The following is a 17,381-nucleotide window of genomic DNA, read 5'->3' on the forward strand; positions in this document are numbered from 1 at the left end:
CGCCGCTGCCGCCCGCGCCGCCGATTCCGCCGGCGCCTCCGCTGCCGCCGGCACCGCCGCTGCCGCCTTCGCCGCCGCTGCCGCCCGCGCCGCCGGAGCCTCCGGCGCCGCCGAAGCCTCCGATGCCGCCGCCGCCGCAGAGCGATCCGCAGCTACAGACCTTTTTGCCGACGAAGTCGCCGCCGAAGGGGTTGTCGGCGGGGAGCGTGGCGCGCTGGTCGCAGGTCGAGCCGGACGGGCAGTCCGCGTTGGATTGGCACTCCGTCGCGGAGATACATGCGAGGCCGAAGGAAAAACCTTCCTGGGCGCAGATGAGCCCCGGCCCGCACTCCGAATCGCCCTGGCATTGGTCGAAGTTGAGGTTGCAGCTCGGGCCCTGGTAACACGAGCCGGCGAAGATGATGAGCGGCAGGACCGCGAGGCGCGCGAGCTGCCGGATCCGGGGTAAGGATGACGGTCGAAGCAAGTTCATGGCCGCCAGGATACCACGATGGCGTGCCGAGGGCCCAGCTTGGGGCGGAGAGAGCACGGTCCTGCGGACATGGCCGCGGCCAGCAGCGCCGCTTCTCCCTATCTGCCCTGAAGGATCCTCGCGGCCAGCTCCTGAAATGCCGAGCGCACCGCCTCGGGCCGCTCGATCCACGGGAAATGCGCGGCGCCCTCCACCGTCCGGCGAAGGACGTTTCGCCCCTGGAACTCGGGTCGGTCCCAGAGCGCCTGCCATACGATCCGATCCTCCGCGCCGCTCACGATGAGGGTCGGCAACGTTCGAGGCCACCACCTGGAGACGTAACTCTCGTCGAAGGCCCGGTCGGACCAGTCGACGGCCTCGAAATTGTATGGCATGCGCCCCAGGAGCTCCCGCCCGATCTCCACGCTCTCCGGCGTGAAATTCCATTCCGCCGACGCGACCGCGACGTCGCGGAGCCGTTCGTTGGTCTTCTCCGCCTCGTATCTCCGGGACGCGGCATCCACCTCGGGCAGCGGGTTCCGCTTCGTCATTTCGAAGAAATGGGACCTCCAGCCGGCATCGGGCGCGGAGCTCAGGAGCGCCAACCCGACGATGTGCGCCTCGAGCTCCGGCACGGAGAGCAGGTACATCCCGCCGGTGGAATGGCCGGCGTAGACACAGTTCGGGAGCGCCGAGGCGGCCTCGAGCAGGACCTGCGGCCATGTTTCGAATGGATTCGCCGGCGCGCCGGGCGGCGCGACATTGGAGCCATCGCCCGGCAAATCCACCATCCAGATGGCGCCCGGAACATCGAGCGCGTCGGCGAGCTCGTGCAAGCTCTCCGACCCGATCCCTGGGCCGCCGGGGAGGAAAAGCCAGTTGAGATCGCCTGGGCGCTCGGCTCGTCGGCGAAGACGGACCCCTCTCGCCGTGAAAAACTCCGCAGTCGTCATGGCTGTCTCTCGCTGCTTGCGTGGGATGTCGTGCTGAAGCTCAGGATACGTCCTCCACAGGCGCGGGTCAAAAACCTCATTATCCGCGCCTTCCCGTCACGCGGCGCGTCCGCAGGAGGGCGCCCGTCTTGCCTCCTCCCCGCACCCGGGCCCGGCCCGGGAAGGAGGTTTCCATGCAGCTCCTCTTGTTCCTCGCGACGCTCGTCCTCTTCGCACGCCCCGCGCTCGCGGCGGGGCGCGTCGAGGTCTCCTGGCATTACGAGCGAGCAGACAATGCACGCACCGAATCGAGATCCCGATCCCTCGAAATCCCGCCGCTGGGAGGCCCCGGCCTCGTCGCGACCGATCCGGGGATCGAAAAGACGATTTTCCTGGCGCAGACCGCCCAGACACTCGTCGATTTCCTCGGCCGGTACGAAAAAGCCTGCCTGCTCACTCCCGTTCGCGCCGACATCAGGCGGGTCATCATCGATTGCGCGACGCCCCGCAAGGCCGTCGCTTCTGCATTGGTCACCGAAATCCAGAACATGGACGCCCGCGTCCTGGCGAGCCCGCGACTTCGCGAGGATGACGATGTCGCGAAAATCCTGGATCTGACGCGCTCCCTCGCGGCGAACATGGCGCAAGGTCGTCCGCCCGTCGGCGGTTATTCGTCGCCTCCCATGATGCTGTTCCGGGCGATGAGTGTTGCCGGAGGTGGGGCCGGGGGCGGGCTCGCCCTGGGCGGCGGCGGGGCGCAGGGGTTCGGGTATTTCCGCAAGCTCGTGCGGGATGGAAGCGTCCCCAAGGCCGAGGTGCTCACGGTCGAGGGATTCTTGCGCGAGTTTTCACTGCCGCTCACCGGCGCGGAGGCCTGCTCGTCCCTCGTCTGCGTGAATCCGGCCGTCGCCGTGGATTCCGAGAAACGCAGGCTCTACGTGCAGCTCGGAATGGGCTCGTCGACGACCGCGGAGGCCTTCCATCGCGATCCGCTGAACCTCGCGGTGGTGCTCGACGTCAGCGGCTCGATGGAAGCCACGGACGGCACCACAAAATCGCGGCTCGAATGGGCCAAGGACGCGCTCGTCCGGACAATCGAGGAGCTCGACGAGGAGGATCTGCTGTCCATCGTCCTCTTCGAGACGAACAGCGAGATCCTCGTCCGGCCCGCGCCCGTGCGCGACAAGCCGGCGCTCATCGCGAAGGTGAAGGCCCTGAACACGCGCGGCTCGACGAACCTGGAAGCCGGCCTGCGTGATGGATTCACGCTCGTCCGCGAAAACGTGGATCGCCTGCCGGGCTACGAGCACCGCGTGATCCTCATCTCGGACGCGGGGCTCAACACCGGCGTGACGGATACGGCCTCGCTCGTGCGGCTCGTGACCGAGCAGGCGAGCCGCCGGATCGGCCTGACCGCGCTCGGGGTCGGGGAGAACTTCCACCAGTCGGTGATCCATGCGATCGCGAACAGCCGCGGCGGCAATTACCTGTTCGTGCAATCGGGCGAGGACATGCTCCGGTATTTCAAGGCCTTCGATTACCTCGTGACGCCCGTGGCCTACGATCTCGAGGTCGGCGCGGTCGTGCAGGGGATCGGCGCGGAGCTCGTGCACGCGTATGGCGTGACGACGGAGGGAGGCATGCAGCCCACGCGGAACTTGATCGATTTGAGGACGTTGTTCTTCACCGAGGCCGGCGGCGCAATCCTGCTCGAATACACGCTGCCGCAAACGCGGGAAGAATAGAACTTGCCTGCCAGGCGCGCGCGTGTAGATTGCGCGCCATGCGTTCGCTGCTACCTGCTATCGCGCTCGTCACCCTCGCCGCCTGCTCCTCCTCACCGGAACCCACGGCCCCCACGCCGCCCGTGGAGCCGGCTCGTTCTTCCACGCCCGCCGCCTCCGCCACGCCCACGGCCGCGCCCGAGGCCCCGGCGCCGCCTGCGGTCGCCGGCGAACGGCTCGCCGCGGATACGCCGAAGACCACGGTCTCTGGAAACACGTTCATCGCGCCAAACGGCTGGACGATCAGCGTGAAGGGACAGGCCACGATCCTCGAAGCCCCCGAGGCGGGCTCGCGGATCGCGCTCGTCGATGTCCAGGCGAAGGACGCGGACGCCGCCGTCGCGCTCGCGTGGGCGGCGTACGGCGCCGACAAGAAATGGCCGCTCAAGTCGACGGTCGACGCCCCCGACAAGGACGGCTGGAGTCGCATCAAGATCTACGATTATCAGACCTCGCCCAACGAAAAACGCGACGTCGGCGTCATGGCGCGGTTCGCGAACGACACGTGGACCGTGGTGATCTACGATATGGCGCAGGCCGTCGGCGAGAAGCGCGGCGCTCAGGTCGGGCAGATTTACGGGCGCCTCTTGCCCAAGGGCCGGGCGCGCGAGTCGTTCGCCGGGAAAAAGGCGAATACGCTCGATCAGGCGCGGATCGCCGCGCTCGGGAAGTTCGTCGAGACGGCCCAGCAAAAGCTCGGCGTGCCGGGCGTCTCCATCGGCCTCATCCAGGGCGGCAAGGTGGTGTTCGCCGGCGGATTCGGCGCGCGCGAGCTCGGCAAGAAGCCGACCGTGGACGCGGACACGAAGTACATCATCGCGTCGAATACGAAGGCGCTGACGACGCTGATGCTCGCGAAGCTCGTCGAGGAGAAGAAGCTCACGTGGGAGACGCCGGCGACGGCGCTCTTGCCTTCGTTCAAGCTCGGCGACCAGGACACGACGAGCCGCGTGCTGGTCAAGCACCTCATCTGCGCGTGTACGGGGATGCCGCGGCAGGATCTCGAGTGGATCTTCCAGTTCCAGGGCGTGACGCCCGAGGGCGCGCTCGGGACGCTCGCGACGATGCAGCCGACGAGCAAATTCGGAGAGCTCTTCCAGTATTCGAATCCGCTCGCGGCGGCGGCCGGGTTCCTCGGCGGGCACGTGGCGTTCCCGAAGCTCGAGCTCGGAAAGGCGTATGACGAGGCCATGCGCACACGCGTGTTCGAGCCGCTCGGCATGAAGGGGGCCACGTTCGATTTCAAGCGCGCGCAGACCGGCAATTACGCGGCTCCGCACGCGCAGGACGTCGACGGCAAGCCGGCGCGCGCCACCGCGGCGGTGAACGACGCCGTCATTCCGGTGCGCCCGGCGGGCGGCGCATGGGCCACGGTGAACGACGTGCTCAAGTACGTCCAGATGGAGCTCGCCGAGGGCAAACTGCCGGACGGGAAACAATACATCGAGAAGGACATCCTCCTCGCGCGGCGCGCGCCCCAGGTTTCCATCAGTCCGGACGCGACGTATGGCATGGGCCTCATGGTCGACAAGAAATGGGGCGTGACCGTGGTGCATCACGGCGGGGATCTCATCGGCTTCCACAGCGACATGATGTGGCTGCCCGAGCACGGCGTCGGGGCCGTGGTCCTGACGAACGGTGACCCGGGCTGGCTCATCCGCAGCGTCTTCCAGCGCAAGCTGCTCGAGGTGCTGTTCGACGGCAACGCCGAGGCGGACACCGAGATCGCGACGATGGGCAAGATGTACTTCGATCAAATGGCCGCCGAGCGCAAGCTGCTCACGATCCCGGCCGACGCCGCAGAGTCCGCGAAGCTCGCGGCCCATTACACGAGCGCGGCGCTCGGGGACGTCAAGGTGTCGCGCGCGGGCGCCGCGACGATCTTCGATTTCGGCGAATGGAAGAGCGAGGTCGCGTCGAAGAAGAACCCCGACGGGACGATCTCGTTCGTCACCACGGCGCCGGGCATTCTCGGTGTCGAATTCGTGGTCGGCGGCGGGGCGAAGCGGACGCTGACGATCCGCGACGCCCAGCACGAGTACGTGTTCAACGAGAAGTGATCCGCGCGAGGCGCGCCGCATGCGCGACGCCTCGCTTCAAGCTCCCGAACGTGAGAATGCCGCCGAGGTCGATCCCCAGGGCGATGAGCGTCTGGGCCACCTCCTGACGCACACCCGTGAGCCACGCTTGCATCCCGAGCAGGCGCAGCGCGGACGCCGCGCGGATCAGCGCGGACGCGGCCTCGGCGTCGACGGTCTTCATCCCCGTGATATCCATGATCACGACCCGGGCCCCGCTGTTCGACGCCCCGGACAGGACCGTATCCATCACCCGCTCGGCGCGCCGCGCGTCCATTTCGCCGATGAGCGGCATGACGAGGATGTCGTCCGTGATGGGAATCAGCGGCGTGGAGAGCTCGACGAGGAGATCGGTCTGGACGCGGATGATTTCCTCCTGGAGCGCCGCGCGTGCCTGCTCGGAGCGTTCGCGCTCGACGAGCTCCTGCGTGAGCCGCGTGTTGACCTCGAGCAAATCGTGGGTCCGCTGGGCGACCTCGGCTTCGAGCCGCTCGTTCGATTGCCGAAGCGCCTGGCTCGCCTCCTGGAGGTGCCCGACGAGGAGCGCATTCTCCAGCGCCGTCGCCGCCTGCGCGCAGAGCAGCTCCAAAAACTCCACCCGCTCGGCGCCGAACGCTTCGCGGACGAGGTTGTTCTCCAGGTGAAGCACGCCCACGAGGCGGCGACGGTGCACGAGCGGGAGGCAAAGAATCGACAGGACCCCACGGCCACGCAAGGAGGCGTCCTTGGCGAAGCGCGAATCGGCCGCCACGTCGCCCAGCGCCACGACCTCGCGGGTGCGCGCCGCATACCGGATCACCGAGATCGGCAGGTCGGCAGACGCATCCATCGGGCCTCCGTCGCATACCGTGACGGTATCGGGCCCGAGGGTCATCGTCGCCTCGATTCGAAGCTCGCCGTCCCGGTCGAGGATCAGCGCTCCCCGCGTGGCGCCCGCATTGGCGAGCACGATACGCATGAGCTGCGCGATCACCTTCGGCAGCTCCATTTCCCCGGCGAGGGCCTGCCCGAAGCGCAGGACCGTGGCCATGTCGACCACGCTGGCCACACCCCGGCCCGCGGAGGTGCTGGTGCTGGCGGAGGCGTGTGTCGCGGGCACGCGCGCGAGGCCGTGGGCAACGATCTGCGGGTGCTCCTTGATGAGCCGCTCGGCCTTGTGCGTCGCGCCCCAGCGAACGTATGCGGCGTGCGCCTCGCGTAGATACACGGGCGCGAGGAGATGCCTGCCGCGCGCGAGCAGCGCCCGGCCGGCGAGCTCGTTCGCGAGCGCCTCATAGGGCGTGAAGCCGTGCGTCCGAGCGGAGAGGATGGCCCGGTCGTAAAGGTCGTCCGCTTCGAGGTGGCGCCCCGCGACGCGCGACGCCTCCGCGCGCAAGAGAAGATGTTTGTGCTCGTAGTTTTCGGGGCCGAATTCGGCGTACCGCGCGATTTTGTCGAGGCTCGTGTCGATCCGCACCTGGTCCCGTCGCGTGGTCTCCGCATCCCCGACGGGGCCACGCGCCAGCAGGGCGAGCGCCTCGTACAGGTAAAACGTCGGCTCGATGGGCAGGGTCGGCACGGCGTCGAGGACGTCGCGCGCGTGGTCGGCCGAGGCCACCGCCTCCTCGTATCGCCCGGCCGTGTAATGCAGCATGAGCAACGTGATGTGATAGAAGGCGATGCCCGTGCGGAAGCCCGCGCGCGTGAAGGTCGCGAGGACGAAGTCCCCGGAGAATCGATCGTCGTCGAGAGGCCGATCCGGAAGCCAGGGGCGCGTGAGGCTGCGGGCGAATTGCTGCGTGAGCTGAATGCCAAGCAGAATGAGCTCGTTCCGGCTCCGCTTCGCGAAGGCCGCGAAGCGCTCGGAAAACTGGACGACGTCGTCGAGCGCGTCCCCCCGCTCCAGGGCGAGCCACGTCACCGAATGGGCAATAAAGCCCGCGTTGACGAGCTCGCCGACGGCGAGGCAGGCGTCGAACGCGCGCTCGACGAAGGGGAAACACGTGCGGTAATGGTTGACCCAGAAATGGATGTGGTTGCCGTGCACGTGCAGCACGCGGCCCCGCGACGAGGCGTCGGCGAAGCGCTCGTTCAACGCCATCGCCATCTCGGAGATCGCGACGGCGGTCGGGATCTGGTCCAATGTGACGAGGAGGACGGCGTAGCAGCTGTACGAGTAGCAGGACGCGGGCGAATTGCCGTGGCGGAGCGAATGGCGGACGGCCCGTATGGTGCTGAGCGGGAAGACCGCGGGGCGGCCGATGTACGAGCAGGACAGGAGCTCGTTCAAGATGCTCATCAGCGCGATCTGCTCGGGATCGGCCATCACGGGCGCGTCGACGAGCGCCTCGATGGTTTTTTCGCCGAGGAGCGCCTGGACCTCCTGCATCTCGCGCGTCGTCGCGGCCTGCACGCCTTCGTCGGTGTCGGGGATCTCGACGCCGAAACGTCGCAGCGCCTGGAAGCCGACGTCGACGGCCTCGGCATATCTGCCTGCGACCTGATAGAGTCGGAGCTTCTTGGCGAACACGTTCCCGAGGTCGGCCTTCGACCGGGCCCTCTCCACGAGGCGATCGAACGAGGCCTCGGCCTGCTCGAAGCGCCCGCAGAGGTAATCACACTCCGCGAGCTCCTCGTGCAGGGCGAACGTGAGCGCGTGGAGGTCTTGCCAGGCCGATTCCGGGAGCAAGGTCGTGCCGATGCGGAAATGGTGGGCCGCCGCGTCGTACGCATTCGACGCCTTGGCCCTGCGACCGACATCGAGGTTCCGCTCGGCGAGCGCGAGCCGCTCGGCAGGGTCCTGCATCTGCGCCTCGCCACGATTGAGGTGGAAGGCGACCTCGAAATGGGCCCGATCCGGCGCGCCGGGCTCCATCCCCGCGAGGAGGAGCCGCCCGATACGCAGGTGCGTCGCGGCCCGATCCGCCTCGTCGATCATCGCATGGGCGGCCTGCTGCACGCGGTTGTGCAGGAAGCGGTATCGATCGGGCGCCTCCTGCACCACGAGCCCCTCACGAATCGCGGGGAGCAACGCATCGGCGGTCCGGTCGGGCGAGAGCTCGTCGATCGTGGAGAGGGTCTGGAGCGTGAAGCCATGCCCGATGCACGCGGCGAGGCGGAGGACGTGCTGCGTCTCCGGCGCGAGGAGCGCGAGGTTCCGGACGATCAGATCGACGACGTTGTCGGTGACCTCGCGCGCCTCGATGGCCTCGAGGTCCCAGCGCCAGGCGCATTGCTCGGCGTCGTAACGGATTTGCTGGCCTTCGTGCAATGCGTGCAGGAACTGGCCCACGAAAAACGGGTTTCCCTGGGTCTTCGCCAGCACGGCCATGGCGAGCGGGCGCGCGCGCAGCGGGTCCACGGCGAGCGCGTCGCCGAGCAATTGCGAAAGCTCCGGGGCGCCGAGCGATCGGAGCACGATCTCGCTCACCGCGACGCCCTCTTTCCGCAGCGCGGCGAGGGTCCCCATCAAGGGATGCGCCGCGTCCACCTCGCTGTCGCGATATGCGCCGAGGATCAAGAGGCCGGGGCCATCACGATCGGCGAGCAGGACCTCGAGGAGCTTGAGCGAGCCCGGATCGGCCCATTGCAGATCGTCGAGGAACAGGACGAGCGGCCTCTCCGGGCTCGCGAAGACCTGCACGAAGCTCTTGAGCACGAGGCGCATGCGATTTTGCGACTCGGCCGGCCCGACGACGGGGAGCGCGGGCTGCGGACCGAGGACGTTCGCGAGCTCCGGGACGAGATCCATGATGACCCGACCATTGCCCGCGAGCGCCCGCGAAAGCCGCGCCTGAAAGGACGCGAGCTCGCCCGCGCTCTCGCCGAGGAGCTGCTGCGAGAGCTCGCGGAACGCGTGAATGACGGGGCCGTACGGGACGCTCTGGCTCAGGAGATCGAATTTGCCGGCGATGAAGCGCGCGCCGTCGCGAGGCAGGCTTCGGCGGAGCTCGTGGACGAGCGCCGATTTGCCGACCCCGGACGGGCCCGCGATCAGGACGAGCTCCGCAGGCCCGAGCCGCGCTCGCTCGAATGCATCGAGCAAGGCCTTCCCCTCGCCCGATCGCCCATACAGCCGCTCCGGGAGGTGCAGCGCTGAGGCGATGTCGTGGCGACCGAGCACGAACGATTCGACGTTGCCCGTTTCCTCGATCTGGCGAATGCACGCGGCCAGATCGAGCTCGACGCCGCGCGCGCTCTGGTATCGATCCTCCGGCGCCTTGGCGAGGAGCTTCATGACGAGCGCGGAGACCACTTCGGGGATACGCCCATCGACCTCCCGCGGCGCCGCGGGGACACGGGCGATGTGGCTGTGCACGAGCTCGACGGGGTCGGTGGTCGTGAAAGGCAGCGACGCGGTGAGCATCTGGTAGAGGGTGACGCCGAATGCATAAAGATCGGCGCGATGATCCACCGCCCGGCTCATCCGGCCCGTTTGCTCGGGCGCGAGGTAGGCGAGCGTCCCCGCCATGGCCTCCGCGGAGGCACGCCCGGGCGCCTCCGACATTCGCATGGCCAGGCCGAAATCGAGGAGGTAGACGCTCCCGGTGTCCGCGTGAAAGAGAAGATTCTGGGGTTTTACGTCGCGGTGGACGATCCCGCGCTGATGGACGCTGGCGAGAATGCCGGCGATACTGCGGCCGATCTTCAGCGCCGTCGTCACGTCGAGGCGCCGCGCCCGGAGAAGCGCCGCGAGCGTCTCGCCCGGGAGCGCCTCCAGCACGAGCGCGACGCCTCGCTCGGACGGCTCGAGCGCGAGGGCCTTGACCACGCCGGGCGCGTCGATGCTCTTCAGGATCGCATACTCGTGCCGGAGCCGCTCGATGTCACGCGGCGTCACGTCTCCGCGTGGGAGCTTGATGACAACGGGGGTCGGGTCGTCATCCTGCTGTCCTCGATGGATGACGGTGGACGAACCTTCGTGAATCGCGGCTCCGACCGTGCGATAGGCCATAACGAGCAGCAAAACACGGGCGCCCGGCCGATGCCAAGCGGAATCGTGCCCTGCCTCTCGTGGCTTCACGCACGAAACGACATGACGATCGCCTTCGAGAGCGCTGTCAGGCTACTTGAGGATGACGCGGCCCATTGCGAACCGGAAGAAGCTCGAATAGGCGGCCGCGTCGAGGCAGGTGGAGAGGTTCACCGCGGCGTTGTTCTTGTCGGTGCAGCCCGTGACGACCTTCTGCGCATTGACGGTCAGCTTGTAGGGCGCGCCGGCCCCGCCGACGGGCACGGCCGGATCGGCCTGGTCGGGTTGCGTCGGGTAGATGGCTGGAACCACGAACCCCACGTTGATCGTGCAGCCGGAGACGAGCACGTCGAGGAACGTATTCGCGGCGCCGTAGCCTTCCGTGCACGCGAAGATGCCGCCGGGCAAGAGCTCGGGCGGAACGGGCGTCTGCGCGAACGACCGCACGCCGATGTTGCCGCAGAGCAGGCCGGAGAACGTGGCGTCTTTTTGCCCCAGGCTCGCGAAGCTCTGCAAAGAGGGATTCAGGTGCTCGGAGACGAGGTGGCCGGGGGGCGTCCCATTCGACGCGAGCGGCGTCGAGCCCGCGCCAACGGAGACGCGGAGCTTCGCGCTCGACATCCGGAGGAGCGTCGAGCCGCTCGGGAAGAAATTGATGGCCATGCTCATCGAGCCGGGGCCCGCATTCAAGACACCGCCCATGATGCTGCCCGTGAGCTTGTCGAGCGGGTTTCTGGCCGCGTCGAGCGTGACCGTGTTCGTGTTGTACCACCAATCGAGATCGTTCGAACCGCTGTAGCCCGCGCCCGCCACGGGCGTCGCGCGGACGACGCCGAGCTCGACCGACGGATCGTCGACACCGACGAGGCTCGCGAGGCCGAACATCTTGGCGAGGAAGCCCGACGTCCCGGCATTGACGCCCTGATCGATGTAGCTCTGGACCTGGCTGCCGGCCACGCCCGCGTCGATCGCCTGGCCGAGCCGATTCGTGTTCCCGCAGAACGCGTCGGTGGTGCCGAACTGCATCTTCAGATAGTTCGACCGCAGGTCTTGCTCGAACTTGCAGACCCCGTCGCAGCCGTCGAGGTTCACCTGGTTCCCGTCGTCGCAATCCTCGCCGACTTCACGGATGCCATTGCCGCACATGGCCGCGGGGGCGGTCTTGCACATCGCGTCGCAGAGGACGGTGCCCGGCGGCTCGCATTGCTCGCCCTTCATCGGGTCGATGCATCCGTCGCCGCAGACGGACGCTTTGCACACGCCCGAGGCGCAGACGCCGCCGGCACACGCGGAGCAATCGAGGAGCTGCACGCCCGGCATGCACTTCTGCCCGACGTTCGCCCCGTTCATCACGGTCGTGCACGTCTCGACGCCATTGCAGGTCTCGGCGTCGGGGCACGAGTCCGGCCCCTTGGTGCACGAGAACGTGCAGTTCGCCTCGCACCCGGCATTCGGGCCGTTCGCCGCGCCGAAATCGCATTGCTCGCCGCCCTGGACGACGCCGTCGCCGCAGACCGCGGCCGTGCAGACGCCGGCCTTGCAGGTCGCGTTCGGGCCACACGTGGTGCCGTTCTGCGCGGGGTCGGGGACGGCGATGCAGGTATGGTTCGCGAGACACGCGTTTTGCTGACAAGCCGGCGCCGCGGGGCAATCGGTCGCGGGATTGACGCACGAGTACGTACAATCCTGATCGCAGCCGTCGCCGTCGACGAGGTTGCCGTCGTCGCACTGCTCCGGGGGTTTTACCACGCCATCGACGACACAAGCGGGAGCGCCGCCCCCGCCGCCGTTTCCAGCCGCGCCGCCCGCGCCGCCCATGCCCCCTGCCCCACCGGCGCCGCCGATTCCTCCGCTGCCGCCGATTCCTCCGCCGCCGCCAGCGCCGCCCACTCCTCCGCTGCCGCCGCCGCCCATGCCGCCGAGGCCACCCGCGCCGCCCATACCGCCGACGCCGCCCGTACCGCCGACGCCGCCCGTGCCACCGACGCCCCCCGCGCCGGCCATGCCGCCGCCGCTGGAGCTCGAACTCGTGCTCGTGTTTTCGCTGGAGCCGTCGCTACAAGCAACGAGGAGGAGACTGCCGAGAGAAAGACCGACGAAGAGTCGCTTCATGGGGGCGGCATCCTACGCGGATGTCTCACCCCGAGGCGGGAAAAAAATCGCCCTCCGGCGCCGCGCTCACCTCACCCGAAGTGATACGCCGACAAACGCTTCCCCCAGACCGCGCCATTGTACGCCGTCGTCCCCCGATCGGCGCCCGCCGCCCCGGCGACCACCATCAGCGGCAGAAGGTGCTCCTCCCGCGGATGCGCGAGCCGCGCGGCCGGCGCGCTCGCCCATGCGGCGAGACGCGCATCCCGCTCGTTCGACGGCAGCGCCATCGTCTCACGGAGCCAGCCGTCGAACGCCTCCGACACCGCGCCCGCGCTCGGATCCCGGAAGCCACGCATGTTGTGATACGTCATGCCGCTGCCGAGAATGAACACGCCCTCGTCGCGCAGCGGCGCGAGCGCGCGGCCCATCGCGAGGTGCTCCTCCGGATCGAGCCCGAGCTTCAGCGAGAGCTGAATCGTCGGCACCTCCGCGTCCGGATACGTGAGCTTGAGCGGCACGAACGTCCCGTGATCGAAGCCGCGCTTCGCGTTCGTCGCCGTCTCGAACCCCGCCGCGCCGAGCAGCTCGCGCACGCGCGCCGCGAGCTCCGGCGCGCCGGGCGCCGGCCATTGCAGCGTGTACGACTCGGGCGGGAAGCCGTAATAATCGTAAAACATCGGCGGGCGCTCGGCCGTCATCACCGTCGGCACCGGCTCCTCCCAGTGCGCCGATACGACGAGCAAGGCTTTGGGCGGCGTCTTCGGCAGCGCGCGGATCGAGCGCAGGTAGCCCGCGAGCTCGTCGAACTCCGCTTTGCCCATCCCGACGTCGACGAACGGCCACGGACCGCCGCCGTGCGGCAGGAACACCACGGGCAAACGCCCCGGGACCGAAGGCTTCTCGCGCTCGTCCGCCGCAGGTTCGGCGGCGCCGCCCAGCGCGCCCGGGATCGCCGCGATCGTCGCCGCTCCGGCGATGCCTGCGACGATCGCCTGGCGGCGCGTGAGGCCCTCTTCACGTTCCTGGCTCATGCATTCTTCTCCTCGCGTGGGACCGAGGAAGGATGCACCCGCCCCGTCGCTCGCGGAAGAGCACGCTGGAGAGACACACTGTTCTCCGCCGAGCAACAATCGACGCGAGCGTCACGTCGCCGCGTCGATGATCTCGGCCCCCAGCCACCCGAGCGCGGTGGCGAGGGACGTCGTCCGGTGGCGCTCCGGATGCCAGGAAAACAAGAGGACGAGGACCTTCGCGGGCACATGGCCGGTCCCGTCGGCTGCGCGGACGAGCGAGCGTACCCGCTCCACCTCGTCGGCCGGGCAACGGACGGTCAAACCATCGATCTGGACGAGCTGTTGCAATGTCCCACTCCGAGCCAATGCCAGCGGAGCACGACGAGGCGATGGGCTCCGCTCGCGGCAAAGGGCCGAGGGAGACTCACGCGGCGCTCGTCGCGCGCCTTTCAACGGTGGAAATGGCGATCGATGGGCTCAGGCAGAGCCCCGCGACGGGCGCGGAGGGGCGCGGGCTTCTTGCGGCGTGCGGCGCTCGGAGACACAGCCAGCTTTTTCGAGGCGAAGGGTGATCTCGCGGGGGCGCTCTTCGGCGTGGAGGCGATTCGACTCGATGCGGGCGTCAGCCCAGGGCAGCGCTCCGGTCGGAGGGTCGATCACGGGGGTGCTGGCTTCCGAGGTCCGCGACCGCGTCGACGACAAGGACGACGATTGCGAAGGAAGATCGCCGCGCTCGTGCTCGGCTTCTGGCGGCGGATGTCGATGCGGACCGCTCGAAGCGAATCGTGCGACCTCGAAACGCCGTCCGCCCGGCGACGCGAATCGCGCGACCTTCGGCACGACCTTGCCCCCGCCGTTCACCACGGGCGCGAGATCCGCCGCGAAACATGCGCCCTCGCCGCCGAAAAAGACCAAGACGAGCGCGAGAACCGCGAGCACCGTGACCACGACGCCCGGACGTGCTTCCCCTCGCCGCCTCGCGCGGCCAGCATCGACGATGCCGGGAGAAGGGGAAAGGGCGCCGATCATTTGACGTCACACTAACGGCGAGGGGTCGTGGAACTCAAGGACAAAGCGCGCGTGTCTGAGGTTTTTCCGCGGGCTCGAGCCGCATGGATGAGAGGACCCGATGGCCGTGGCGGCTCCCCTCGCCCGCGAGCCCCCGCCCGCTGTCCGTTTCGTGTATGGGTTGCGCCATGAGCGAGACGATCGGGCGCGACGGCTACCCTCACTTCCTCGTCATTCCGACGCGGTGGATGGACAACGACATCTACGGCCACGTCAACAACGTCGTTTATTACTCGTATTTCGACACCGTCATCAATCGCTGGCTCATCGGCGAAGGCGGGCTCGACATCGAGCGGGGCGACGTGATCGGCGTGGCCGCGGAGTCGCATTGCAGGTACCTGCGCGGCGTGTCGTTCCCGACGGACATCGACGCGGGGCTACGCGTGGGCAAGCTCGGCCGCTCCAGCGTGCGTTACGAGATCGGGCTCTTTCCGCGCGGCGAGGCGCTCGTGGCCGCCGAGGGATACTTCGTCCACGTCTTCGTGGATCGGGTGAGCCGAAAACCGACGCCGATCCCCGATCGGATCCGCGCCGCGCTCGAGCGGCTCCTCGTGCCTTCCAGCGCGGTTTGAAGGCCTTCAAAGGTCTTGCGTTCGTCCCGCTGGTCCCGCATCCTTCGCGCTCGTTCGGGATCCTTCCCGGTAGGAGGTGCTCGAAGAAAAAGATGCGCAAGCGTCGCCTCGCGGTCACGCTTCTTCTCCTGCTCCCGCTCCTCGCGCTCGTCGTCCCTGGAAGGGCGTACGCCGAGGAGACTGAGACGGCGCCCGCGCCGGCGAGGAACGCCGTCGCCGAGGCCCGCGCTCGCGGTGAGCTGCGCTGGGGGAACGATTCGCAGGGCGGCGCGCCCTACGTCTTCCAGGATCCGATGGATCCGAACCACCTCATCGGCTTCGAGGTGGATTTCGCCGCCGCGCTCGCGAAAAAGCTCGGCGTGCGCGCGAGGCCCGTGCAGGGGCAGTGGGACGGCCTCCTCGAGTTGCTCGCCCGCGGCGATTTCGACGTGGTCGTGAACGGCATCGAGGTCGCCGAAGAGAAGAAGCGCGTCGCCGATCTGTCGCGGCCCTATTACGTCGCGGCCATGCGGCTCACGGTGCGCAAGGGCGACGCCGGCGCGCCGCGCACGCTCACCGCGCTCCGCGGGCGCAAGCTCGGCACCTTGCCCGGATCACTCGCCGCGCGGCTCGCGGAGCGCGAGGGCGCCGAGGTGAAGACCTACGACGGCGGGCAAAACGACATCTACGACGACCTGCGGATCGGCCGCACGGACGCGGTCCTCCTCGACGATCCGATCACGCTTTATTACGGGGCGATCGATCCCGCGCTGGAGGTCGTCGACGGCTCGTTCGGCGAGGTCTCGTATGCGGTGGGCGTTCCGAAGGGCGACGCCGAGACGCTCGCCGCGGTGAACGGGGCGATCGACGAGCTCGCGAAGGACGGCACGCTCGCCGCGCTTTATGCGCGCTGGGGCCTCTGGAACGAGCCCACCGAAAAGCTGCTCGGGGGGCCTGCGCCTCCGTCCACGGCCGTCGCCGAGGCGCACGACGCGTGGCGCGCCGCCGTCGGAAAACCCCTTCCGTTCTGGTCACGCGTGACGGAGCGATACCCGGCGACGCTCCGCCTGTTCGCGCGGGGCGCGCTGCTCTCGCTCGTGGTCTCGGTCCTCGCGATGGCCGTGGCCGTGACGCTCGGCATGGCGCTCGCGCTCGCGCGGGTCTACGGGCCGAAGCCGCTCCAGTGGCTCGCCGTGGGCTACATCGAGCTCTTCCGCGGCACGCCGCTGCTCGTGCAGCTCACGATGGTCTACTTCGGCCTGCCCGAGCTCGGCGTGACGCTCTCGCCGTTCGTCGCGGGCGTGATCGCGCTCGGGTTGAACTACGCCGCGGCCGAGGCGGAGAACTACCGCGCCGGGCTCGGGAGCGTGCCTTCCGGGCAGATGGATGCGGCGCGGACGCTCGGGCTGTCGAAGCTCGCGTCGCTGCGTCACGTGGCCTTGCCGCAGGCGATCCGCGTGGCCCTGCCACCGACGACGAACGATTTCATCGCGCTGCTCAAGGACAGCTCGCTCATCTCGGTCGTCACGTTGACCGAGCTCACGAAGACGTACACGAGCCTCGCCAGCGCCATGCGCGACCACCTCGGCCTCGGCCTCGTGGTGGCGCTGTTTTACCTTGGCTTGAGCCTCCCGTTCGCGCGCCTGTCGCGCAGCGTGGAGGAGCGGCTCGGATCGAAGGTCCGGCGGCCGGCTTCCGCTTGAAGGAGGGAACGATGTCGATCTGCGTCACCGATCTGGTCAAGCGACACCCGGGCGCCGCCGCGCCCGCGCTCGCGGGGCTCTGCATGAAGGTGCCGACGGGCAAGATCGCCAGCGTCCTCGGACGCAGCGGCGCCGGAAAAACCACGCTCCTGCGCTGTTTGTCCGGGCTCGATCCCTTCGACGCCGGAACGATCGACGTCGGGGGCGTGAGGTTCGGCGCGGGCGCGAAGCACGGCTCGTTCGGCGGGAAGATCGGGCTCGTCTTCCAGACGTTCGAGCTCTTCCCGCACCTCTCGGTGCTCGACAACTGCACGCTGGCGCCGCGCATCGTGCGGGGCGAGGCGCGCGCGCGCGCGGAGGCGCGGGCCAAGGATCTCCTCGCGGAGCTCGGCATCGAGGACAAGGCGAAGGCCTATCCGGAGGCGCTCTCCGGCGGACAGAAGCAACGCGTGGCGATCGCCCGCGCCCTCGCCATGGAGCCCTCCGTGCTGCTCTACGACGAGCCCACGAGCGCGCTCGATCCGGCGCTGAAACACGAGGTCGGCAGGACGTTACGGCGCGTGGCCGGGACGGGTGTCACGCAGATCGTCGTGACGCACGATCTTCCCGTTGCGCGCGAGGCGTCGGATCTCGTCTTCGTGCTCGACAAGGGGCGCGTGGCGGCCTTCGGTCCGCCGGACGAGGTGATCGCCGAAGCCGCGTGAAGCTGCGCGATCCTTGACAAGGGAGAGAGGGTCGTCTCCCCTACGTTGGGGA

Annotated in this window: 11 protein-coding genes and 1 pseudogene; 5 read left to right on the plus strand and 7 right to left on the minus strand. The window is 68.6% G+C overall.

Features of this window, described 5'->3' with window-relative positions; genetic code table 11:
* A pseudogene (locus tag QHF84_RS37990) lies at window positions 1-472 on the minus strand (hypothetical protein); the annotation flags it as partial.
* Between the two features lie 98 nt (window positions 473-570).
* Window positions 571-1,404, minus strand: a complete 834-nt coding sequence (locus QHF84_RS37995) for an alpha/beta hydrolase (protein ID WP_281318439.1) — start codon at window positions 1,402-1,404, stop codon at window positions 571-573.
* Window positions 1,405-1,577: 173 nt separating this feature from the next.
* Here QHF84_RS37995 and QHF84_RS38000 point away from each other — a divergent pair, with 173 nt between their 5' ends.
* Together QHF84_RS38000 and QHF84_RS38005 are read left to right on the plus strand one after the other, a co-directional pair.
* Window positions 1,578-3,128, plus strand: coding sequence for a VWA domain-containing protein (locus tag QHF84_RS38000; RefSeq protein ID WP_281318440.1), 1,551 nt, complete (start codon window positions 1,578-1,580; stop codon window positions 3,126-3,128).
* A gap of 38 nt (window positions 3,129-3,166) precedes the next feature.
* The gene (locus QHF84_RS38005) at window positions 3,167-5,227 is read left to right on the plus strand and encodes a serine hydrolase domain-containing protein (protein ID WP_281318441.1); all 2,061 of its coding nucleotides are present in this window, start codon (window positions 3,167-3,169) and stop codon (window positions 5,225-5,227) included.
* On the opposite strand, the gene QHF84_RS38010 is transcribed toward QHF84_RS38005, so the two are convergent.
* From QHF84_RS38010 to QHF84_RS38030, 5 genes are all read right to left on the minus strand, one after another.
* Window positions 5,214-10,178, minus strand: coding sequence for an AAA family ATPase (locus QHF84_RS38010; protein ID WP_281318442.1), 4,965 nt, complete (start codon window positions 10,176-10,178; stop codon window positions 5,214-5,216). The two genes, QHF84_RS38005 and QHF84_RS38010, sit on opposite strands and share 14 nt — an antisense overlap.
* A 111-nt stretch (window positions 10,179-10,289) precedes the next feature.
* A complete protein-coding gene (locus tag QHF84_RS38015; RefSeq protein ID WP_281318443.1) occupies window positions 10,290-12,308 on the minus strand; it encodes a DUF4215 domain-containing protein in 2,019 nt (672 codons plus the stop codon).
* Between the two features lie 71 nt (window positions 12,309-12,379).
* A complete protein-coding gene (locus QHF84_RS38020; protein ID WP_281318444.1) occupies window positions 12,380-13,321 on the minus strand; it encodes a class III extradiol ring-cleavage dioxygenase in 942 nt (313 codons plus the stop codon).
* Between the two features lie 111 nt (window positions 13,322-13,432).
* On the minus strand, window positions 13,433-13,651 hold the full coding sequence (locus QHF84_RS38025) for a hypothetical protein (protein ID WP_281318445.1): 219 nt from the start codon (window positions 13,649-13,651) through the stop codon (window positions 13,433-13,435).
* Window positions 13,652-13,780: 129 nt separating this feature from the next.
* Complete coding sequence (locus QHF84_RS38030) at window positions 13,781-14,332, minus strand: hypothetical protein (RefSeq protein ID WP_281318446.1); 552 nt, start codon at window positions 14,330-14,332, stop codon at window positions 13,781-13,783.
* 167 nt (window positions 14,333-14,499) lie between these two features.
* Here QHF84_RS38030 and QHF84_RS38035 point away from each other — a divergent pair, with 167 nt between their 5' ends.
* The 3 genes from QHF84_RS38035 to QHF84_RS38045 all read left to right on the plus strand — a co-directional run bounded on the left by QHF84_RS38035 (window position 14,500) and on the right by QHF84_RS38045 (window position 17,329).
* Window positions 14,500-14,943, plus strand: coding sequence for a thioesterase family protein (locus QHF84_RS38035; RefSeq protein ID WP_281318447.1), 444 nt, complete (start codon window positions 14,500-14,502; stop codon window positions 14,941-14,943).
* 92 nt (window positions 14,944-15,035) lie between these two features.
* Entirely contained in the window at window positions 15,036-16,625 is a 1,590-nt protein-coding gene (locus QHF84_RS38040) for an ABC transporter substrate-binding protein/permease (RefSeq protein ID WP_281318448.1), read from the plus strand.
* An 11-nt stretch (window positions 16,626-16,636) separates the two neighbouring features.
* The gene (locus QHF84_RS38045) at window positions 16,637-17,329 is read left to right on the plus strand and encodes an ATP-binding cassette domain-containing protein (RefSeq protein ID WP_281318449.1); all 693 of its coding nucleotides are present in this window, start codon (window positions 16,637-16,639) and stop codon (window positions 17,327-17,329) included.
* Window positions 17,330-17,381: the final 52 nt, after the last annotated feature.

This window comes from Polyangium sp. y55x31 (assembly GCF_029946505.1).
Taxonomy (GTDB): domain Bacteria; phylum Myxococcota_A; class Polyangia; order Polyangiales; family Polyangiaceae; genus Polyangium.